The sequence below is a fragment of the Pedobacter segetis genome (assembly GCF_016623585.1).
Classification (GTDB): Bacteria; Bacteroidota; Bacteroidia; order Sphingobacteriales; family Sphingobacteriaceae; genus Pseudopedobacter; species Pseudopedobacter segetis.
Map to the genome: position 1 here is coordinate 201460 of NZ_JAEHFY010000003.1, position 8420 is coordinate 209879.

The 8420-nt window shown below is 35.0% G+C and carries 4 protein-coding genes; all 4 read left to right on the top strand.

Annotation, left to right across the window (positions count from 1 at the left end):
- Positions 1–394 precede the first annotated feature (394 nt).
- On the top strand, positions 395–3400 hold the full coding sequence (locus I5M32_RS03145; RefSeq protein ID WP_200584723.1) for a SusC/RagA family TonB-linked outer membrane protein: 3006 nt from the start codon (positions 395–397) through the stop codon (positions 3398–3400).
- An 11-nt stretch (positions 3401–3411) separates the two neighbouring features.
- Positions 3412–5064: a RagB/SusD family nutrient uptake outer membrane protein gene (locus I5M32_RS03150; protein WP_200584724.1), complete on the top strand. Its 1653-nt coding sequence runs from the start codon at positions 3412–3414 to the stop codon at positions 5062–5064.
- 373 nt (positions 5065–5437) lie between these two features.
- Entirely contained in the window at positions 5438–6829 is a 1392-nt protein-coding gene (locus I5M32_RS03155; RefSeq protein WP_200584725.1) for an MFS transporter, read from the top strand.
- 278 nt (positions 6830–7107) lie between these two features.
- Positions 7108–8091, top strand: coding sequence for an SGNH/GDSL hydrolase family protein (locus I5M32_RS03160; RefSeq protein ID WP_200584726.1), 984 nt, complete (start codon positions 7108–7110; stop codon positions 8089–8091).
- Positions 8092–8420 lie beyond the last annotated feature (329 nt).

Below are 8420 nucleotides of genomic sequence, written 5' to 3' on the forward strand. Positions count from 1 at the left end.
TAGTTGTGAAAAATCGCAGAACATAAATTGCTTACCAATATACATTTCATATCCAATAAGCTTTTCTTGAATCTGGTTATCAATTTTAAAAGCAGATGAACTAACTATTCAAACTTCAATATGCTTGGTGATTTTTAAACGAATATAAAAATGAAACATTTTGGGAACACTCCCATAATTTGGGAACATTCCCAGTAAAAAAAACATAACCCGTTCTTAATAATATCCGTGTAGTAGAGGCTAAATTTATTCAATAACCAAGCTATTGATCTAATAGAACCTTTTTATGATTAATTCATTTATTGTTTCGGGTTTTAACGATTCGTCTTAAATATTTATAAGAATAAAAAACTATATAAATAAAATTAAACCAATTAAACGAATTATTATGTATATGAAAAAGCTTACTCTTTTATCAATATTTTTTATGATAACAGTAGTTGCCTTTGCTCAAAAGAACACAGTTGTTTCTGGTGTTGTAAAATCTATTGATGGAGAAGTATTGCCAGGGGCAACAATCTCCTCACAACTACTGAAATTGAAAACTATTACCAATGTTAAAGGCGAGTTTGAAATTAAGACCACTCTAGATGATGTTTTAGAAGTTACCTATTTAGGTTTTAAAACCCAATTTTTTCCTTTAGCTGGTAAGAATAAAGTTATTATCGAACTAAAATCCGCAGACAATAGCTTAGAGCAGGTTATTGTTGTCGGTTATGGCACTCAGAAAAAGAAGGATTTAACTGGGGCTGTTTCCAATATAAGTGGGGATTTGGTTTCTGATAGAAAAGCTACGCAAGTGTCTCAAGCATTGCAGGGTGCAGTCGCTGGTGTAACGGTTACCCGAAGCTCGGGAGCCCCAGGAGCAACTGGGACGGTTCTTGTAAGAGGAGTCACTTCTCTCGGTAGTACAAGTCCATTGGTGTTGATAGATGGAACTCCAGGAAGTATTGATGATGTAAATCCCGACGATATCGCAGATATTTCGGTATTAAAAGATGCAGCTTCTTCGGCAATTTATGGATCCAGAGCGGCTGCAGGTGTAATTCTGATCACCACGAAAAGGGCAAAAGAAGGTGTAGCTAAATTTAGCTATAATTCAGACTTTGGCTGGCAAACGCCTTCCGTACAGCCTAAATTTGCTGATGTTCAAACCTATATGCGTTTATATAATGAGCTTTTAGTCAATGACGGCACTTCTCCTCAATTTTCAGAAGATTACATAAACAAATATCTTGAAAACAACAAACTGGATCCGGATTCATATCCGAATACCGATTGGCTGAATTCATTTTTGAAAACATCTGCATTCCAGCAAAGACACTTTTTGGATTTTTCTATTGGTTCAGAAAAAATCAAGTCTCAAGCGTCTTTTGGTTACATAAGTCAAGACGCATTATCTCCCAATCAAAACTATGAAAGATTAACTTTTAGGGTAAACAATGATTTTGAGTTATCTTCAAAATTAAAGGGCTTATTTGACGTAAATTTTAAACGCTCTTTAAAACATTCACCGTATGGCACAGGAGATAATTCATACTTTTATACCGCAACACAACTTCCTCCTTTATATGGAGATTACTACTCAGACGGTCGATATGCAGAAGGAAAAGGTGGTGCAAACCCCGTGGCAAATGCAAGAGAAGATGGTTATTCAAATGCTAAATACAATAATCTTTCTGGCAGGATCGGTTTAGTATTTAATCCATTAAAAGAATTAACTTTTACGGGTATCGTTTCTCCTGAGTTAGATTTTGCAAGACTTACGGACTGGCAACGGATAGGAAATTTTACCGCTAAAAATGATCCTACGGTTGTAACATTTAGGAGTGGAACAGTTAATTCCTTAAAAGAAAACTCTGATAATTCTACAACTTTAAATCTCCAATTTTTAGCTAATTATGATAGGGTTATTAAAAAAGACCATACCATTAATTTTTTGCTGGGATTTGAAAATAACACCTATAATCAAGAAAATTTTACTGCCTATAGAGATGGATTTATTTTTCCTAATTATACAGTATTAGATGCCGGAGCTACCGCAGCTCAAGCAACTAGTGGCAATGGATCCCAAACGGCTTTAAGATCTTTTTTTGGAAGAGCAATGTATAATTATAAGGGAAAATATTTAATACAATCTAACGCTAGGATAGATGGCTCCTCACGTTTTGATAGAGATTACAGATGGGGTTTTTTTCCATCTATAGCAGGAGGTTGGGTGATTTCGGAAGAGCCTTTCTCAAAGAAACTTTTAAAGGATAACTATCTAAAGGTTAGAGCCTCTTGGGGACGGCTAGGTAACCAAAATATTGGTAATTACCCCTACATTTCTCAAGTTTCGTTAGGAAACAATTTATTTTATGATGGAAATAGCATAGTTCCTTTAGTTAGTGGCGGTATATCAGACTATGCGGTAAAAGATATTACTTGGGAAACCACTGAGTCTGCTGATTATGGTTTGGATCTAATTACTTTGAGAAACCGGCTTGAACTGAACTTTGATTATTACAACAAGCATACTTATAACTTACTTTACAAACTGCCTGTTCCTCTATTTACAGGTTTAACAGCTCCATTTCAAAACGCCGCTGAAATGAAGACTAAAGGATTCGATTTAAATATTAGCTGGAGAGATAAGATAAATGAATTCCATTATTCTATTGGCGCAAATTTATCTGACAGTAAATCTAATGTAACTAATTTAAAAGGAACCTCAACATTGGGTACTAAAGCGTTACTGGAAAATCAAGAATACAATGTATGGTACGGATACAAATCTCTAGGGCTTTTTCAGTCACAGAGTGAAATTGCATCCTCAGCGTTGCTAACAGGTAAGGAGCAACCAGGTGATATGAAATATCAAGATATTGATGGAGACGGTAAAATTACGGCAGATAAGGACAGAGTGCCTTTAGGTGGTTCGTTGCCACGTTATACTTATGGTGGTTTTATAGAAATGAGTTACAAAAATTTTGATTTTAATACTAGTTTCCAAGGAATAGGAAAACAGATAAACAGATTAAGTGGAATTATTGTACAACCCTTTGTTGAGAACTTCGGAAATGTTTCTAACTATATCGTCAATAACTATTGGACACCACAAAATACAACAGCACACTATCCTCGATTAACCTATAAAAATGACAACAGTGTAAATTATGTAGTATCTGATTATTGGTTAACGAGTGGAGCATACTTTAGAGTTAAAAATATGACCCTAGGATATACACTTCCAAAAGATATTGTAAAAAAAGCTGGAATAGCTAACTTAAGAGTCTATTTGTCAGGTACAGATTTACTATTAATCAGTAAATATCCTAAAGGTTGGGATGTAGAATCCCCTTCAAGTGGTTATCCTATTACAACTACTTATTATTTAGGTGTCAATGTTCAATTTTAATCTTAGCGATAATGAAAAAGCAAATTATATTACTTTTAACAGTAATTTTCATCAGTGCCTGCGAAAAGTCACTTGACAGATTTCCAATTGATAACCCTAGTTCCGCTACCTTTTTTTCTACACAACAAGAAATGGAGCTGGCCGCAAATGGACTTTACAATATTTCTTATTTAAATGATGACAGTGAAACCTGGTCCGATAATATGTGGCAAAGAAGCGGCGGAGGTAATTTTATTATTCATGGAGCATCGGATTCGCAAACGTCTTTTTTCTCTGATACCTGGACCAATTCATATAAAGCGATCTATCGGTCCAATGCTATTTTGGAAAATTTAAATAAGCCCACTAGTTTTGATCCAGCGGTAAAATCCAGAATTGAAGGTGAGGCAAGATTTATCAGAGGATATAATTATTGTCAGTTAGCTATCCATTTTGGTAATGTACCTTTGATTACAACATCGCTAAGTATTGAAGAAGCCAAGAATGTAATGCAAAATACAAGGGCAGAAGTTTTGAAATTTGCTTTTGATGATTTGGATAAGGCTGCTGATTTATTGCCGAAAAATTATCCTACTGGTATTAAAAGATTTACAAAAGGTGCTGCTTTGGCAATTAAAGCAAGGTTTGCGCTTTACGATCAGCAATACGATGTTGCAGAAATAGCAACCAAGGCTGTAATGGATTTAAATATTTATAACCTTTATCCGTCTTATCGAGATTTGTTTTTAAAGGCTGGAGAAACTAGTTCCGAAATAATTTTAAGCTTGCCTCGGTCTGCGGCTTACAATGTTGATTATGATATACAATATACGATTTCGCGTAATGCGGGTGGTTATGCTTCAAACATACCAACTCTAGCATTAATAGATAGTTATGAGTGTACGGACGGTAAAACAATAGATAAGTCACCATTGTATAACCCTAAAGACCCTTTCACTAATAGAGACCCCAGACTAAAAGCTACTATTGTAATGCCAGGAGACAAATGGCTTGGGTATATTTTTCAGAACAATCCAGACATAAAAACGGTCCTTAATTACAACACAAATAAACTTGTCAATAATAATGATAATAATACTGTAAACCTATTCGCGAGTTATACTGGCTACTTATTTAAGAAATTTATTAGTGATGATATTGCCTTAGATTACAAAAATGTTGATTTAGACAAAATTTATGTGAGATATGCCGATATATTACTCATGTATGCTGAGGCTAAAATTGAACAGAATAAGATTGATGCGTCGGTACTTGCGACTATTAATATGGTGCGGGCGAGGGCTTACCAAGTTAATCCTAGTCAGGTCTCACTTTATCCTGCAGTGACTACAACAGATCAGACAGTTTTGAGAAAGATATTAAGAAGAGAAAGAAGAGTTGAGTTTGTTTATGAAGGTTTAAGATACAGAGATATTTTAAGGTGGAAGTTGGCCCCAAAAGTATTTAATAGAACCATCTACGGATATCCTCTTGATAAGTCTGACTGGCCATTTGTGCAGACGCCAGTTTTTGATGATGATGATATACCTAGTTATTCTTCTTTTGGTAGTAAGCTTCGAGTATTGGACGTAACCTCTTTTGATATTAATAAACATTATATATGGCCTATCCCGTACGGAGAGTTGATTTTGGATAAAAATTTGAAACAAGCTGATAATTGGTGATTTAATGTAATACTTTTTAAAAGGGCTGTCTCAAATTACAATTCGAGGCAGCCTTTATGGTTTGCAGGTTTAAATATTTTTTTCATCTAATCAATGAGCTAGTTTTCCGTACTTGTTGGGAACATTCCCGTTTATTGGGAGTGCTCCCATAGTCGCATATTGTAAAGTTTAAATTTTTTTACTTCTTCTTTCTTTAAATTTGAAAGCCGTTATGAACATTGTAACTTGATTACGTCTTGATTTTTCGTTGTATGTTATTTAACAATTATCTAATTTTCATTTAGACTGAGGTGTTGATGGCAGACCCTAAATCTAAATGCAGAAAAAGTTTAAAATAATTTAAAGGCGATAATAATTAAAAAACCAAATTAGTATGAAAATTAAAGGAATGAGATGGTGGATTGTAGTTTTACTTTTTCTTGCCGCTGTGCTGAACTATATCGATAGGCAGACGCTTTCTGCTTTAGCTCCCACTATACAGGTAGATTTAAAGATGGACGATAACGACTATGCAAATGTTATTAATATATTCTTAATTGCCTATACGATAGCATACCTAATTTCTGGACGTATTGCAGACAAAATTGGAACTAGGGCCGGTATGTTTGTCTTTGTGGCTTGGTGGTCTATCGCAAATATGCTTACTGCGGCAGCTAGAGGCGTAACCTCACTTAGCATTTATAGATTTATGCTGGGACTTGGAGAGGCTGGTATTTGGCCTGCTGCAAGTAAGGCGGTGTCAGAATGGTTTCCGGCTAAAGAAAGAGGTGTTGCAATAGGTCTGTATACGATGGGAGCTACACTCGGAGCGACCATTGCGCCTTATTTAGTTATCCCGCTTGCTACTCATACTTATTCGAAAACCATACCTATAATTACAAATATTTTGGGACCGGGTACTGGCTGGCGACTTGCTTTTATCATCACAGGATTTGCGGGTTTATTATGGTTGATTCCTTGGATAATTACCTACCGTAGGCCAGATAACAGTAAGCTGATTACTGCTTCAGAGCTTGAAATGCTAAAAGATTCAGAAGTTAAAGAAAATCCAAATCATTCGGATGATAGAAATACTTGGTCCTGGAAGCAGATATTGCTATTCAGGGGAACTTGGTTATTACTCGTCGGTCGGTTGATTACAGATCCGGTTTGGTATTTTTACCAGTTTTGGTTTCCAAAATATTTAGCTACCGATAGGGGACTGAATCAGGAAGAGTTAAAGATAACCTGGATTATTTACGCGGCAGCTGGGATAGGTAGTTTGTTGGGAGGAGTACTTTCTGGGGCTATTATAAAAAGAGGTGCAACGCCTGAAAGCAGTAGAATGTGGATTATGTTGGGTTGTGCCTTCCTTATGCCGTTATCTCCTTTTATTGCAAGTGTTACAGGGTTAAGTTTTTCTATGGTTCTAACCTTTTGTACAGTTTTAGCCTCCTTGGCATGGCTTACAAATATAAGCTCTTTGGTTGTGGATGTAGTGCCAAAACATTCTTTGGGTACTGTTTTTAGCGTGGTAGCTGCAGGGAGTACAGTTGGTGGAATTATTATGAACATGATTGTGGCTGCAATGGTTACACAAAGCGCTAAGGTACAAGGCGGCGGATTTTTAGATCACGGATTTCATTTTATGTTTGATCCGTTGTTGAATTTGGTAAGTGGACACGGTTATGCTCAATGGTTTTTGATCATGGCTTTTTTGCATCCAATAGCCTGGTTGATTTTGAAATTTGGTGGAATACAACGATTATCTTCAGCTAAATCATAATTGAAATTTCCTCTAAAAAACATGTATATGAAAACCTAATTTATTTAATAGTAGGGCATGAAGATGAGGTTACTTATTCTTAATAGCTTGTATGATAGTCTACTAATCTCTGGATCTATAGTAGATAAAATTGGAACCAGAGCCTTATATTTTTTTCTGGCCTATCGCAAATACTTTCGACCCTTCACCTAGCTAAAATAGGTGCTGTCTATTTTTTAATAAATTTGAAACTAAAATTAATTTAAGTTTTTATGCGAATATCTAAATTATGTGTTTTTATGTTTTTATTGCTAATTTCTGGAGGTTTACTTGCATCAGATAAAGTAATATCACCAGATAATAGACTTATTGATTATGTAGGCAGATGGGATAAATCGGACATAAATAATTATCATTCTTATTGGGGAGGAGCTTATTTTAATATAACTTTTAAGGGAAACCAAGTAAAAATCAATCTTTCATCTGCAGTAAGCATTTATGTTAAAGTTGATGATAAAGAAATGGTGTTGTTTAAAAATGTTTCTGGTTGGGTAAAAATCACTCCCGATTCTTTGGATAATACTAAGCATCAAATCCAGGTTATTGCAAGGTTTCAGAATGATGAAATACAGCTGACTGGTCTAGTGTTAAATAATGGAGGAAAGTTATTGAAACCTGAGAAAAAGAAGATTTGGATAGAATATATTGGAGATTCTATTACATCGGGCGATAGAACTTCTAAAGGAAATATTGCTGCATATTCATGGCTAAGTGGCGAATCTTTAAATGTTGCGCATACACAAATCTCTTATTGTGGCATTCCGCTGGTTAGCGGTTATCATTATAATTATAAAGGAGCACCCAAAATTGGGATGGAATCCTCCTACCTCAATTTGAAACAGCCCAATCATGCGAATAATCCCGAATGGAATTTTAAAAACAAAGCTCCCCAAATATTAGTGGTAAATTTAGGAACTAATGATCATAATTTACAGGTAGATACAACCTTATTTAGCCAAACGATAACACAGTTTATCAGAAATTTAGGTTTTGTTTATCCAAATTCACGGATATTTGTAATGGTTCCTTTCAATCAATCTTATCATAAAGAAATTACCGAAGTGGTTGATCAAGAACAGCAAAGAGATCCTAAAGTACAATTGATAGCTACCAAAAATTGGCTAAATAGTAACGATTTTGTTGACGGAACCCACCCAACAGATGAGGGTCATTTAAAAGTTTCAACGAAGTTGGTACAAATTATTAAACCCTATTGCAAATAAAAGCTGTATTTCTTTAGGATAATATTGTCTATCATTTTAACCTTTTTATCCATTTATTTTAAGTGGTTTTTTTAGTCTTTTGATTTCGGTATATAGATCTATATTGACCTCAATTTTTGAATAAGAGTTAAGCGCTTAATTGTATAAGCAAATTATTACATGAAAAAAACCCTTGCCATTTTATTGGTTTTAAGCGCCAGATTAGGTTTTGCGCAGCAGAACTTCTGGGAAAACCCCACTGTATTCGAGAAGAATATGGAGCCGGCACATGCCACATTTAATCTATATGATGCCGAGCAGAAAGTAAGTGCAGATGATGTATCACAATC

Excerpts from the sequence above, each read along its gene's own strand:
- I5M32_RS03145 (WP_200584723.1), top strand. The coding sequence starts at position 395 with ATGAAAAAGCTTACTCTTTTATCAATATTTTTTATGATAACAGTAGTT.
- I5M32_RS03150 (WP_200584724.1), top strand. The coding sequence starts at position 3,412 with ATGAAAAAGCAAATTATATTACTTTTAACAGTAATTTTCATCAGTGCC.
- I5M32_RS03155 (WP_200584725.1), top strand. The coding sequence starts at position 5,438 with ATGAAAATTAAAGGAATGAGATGGTGGATTGTAGTTTTACTTTTTCTT.
- I5M32_RS03160 (WP_200584726.1), top strand. The coding sequence starts at position 7,108 with ATGTTTTTATTGCTAATTTCTGGAGGTTTACTTGCATCAGATAAAGTA.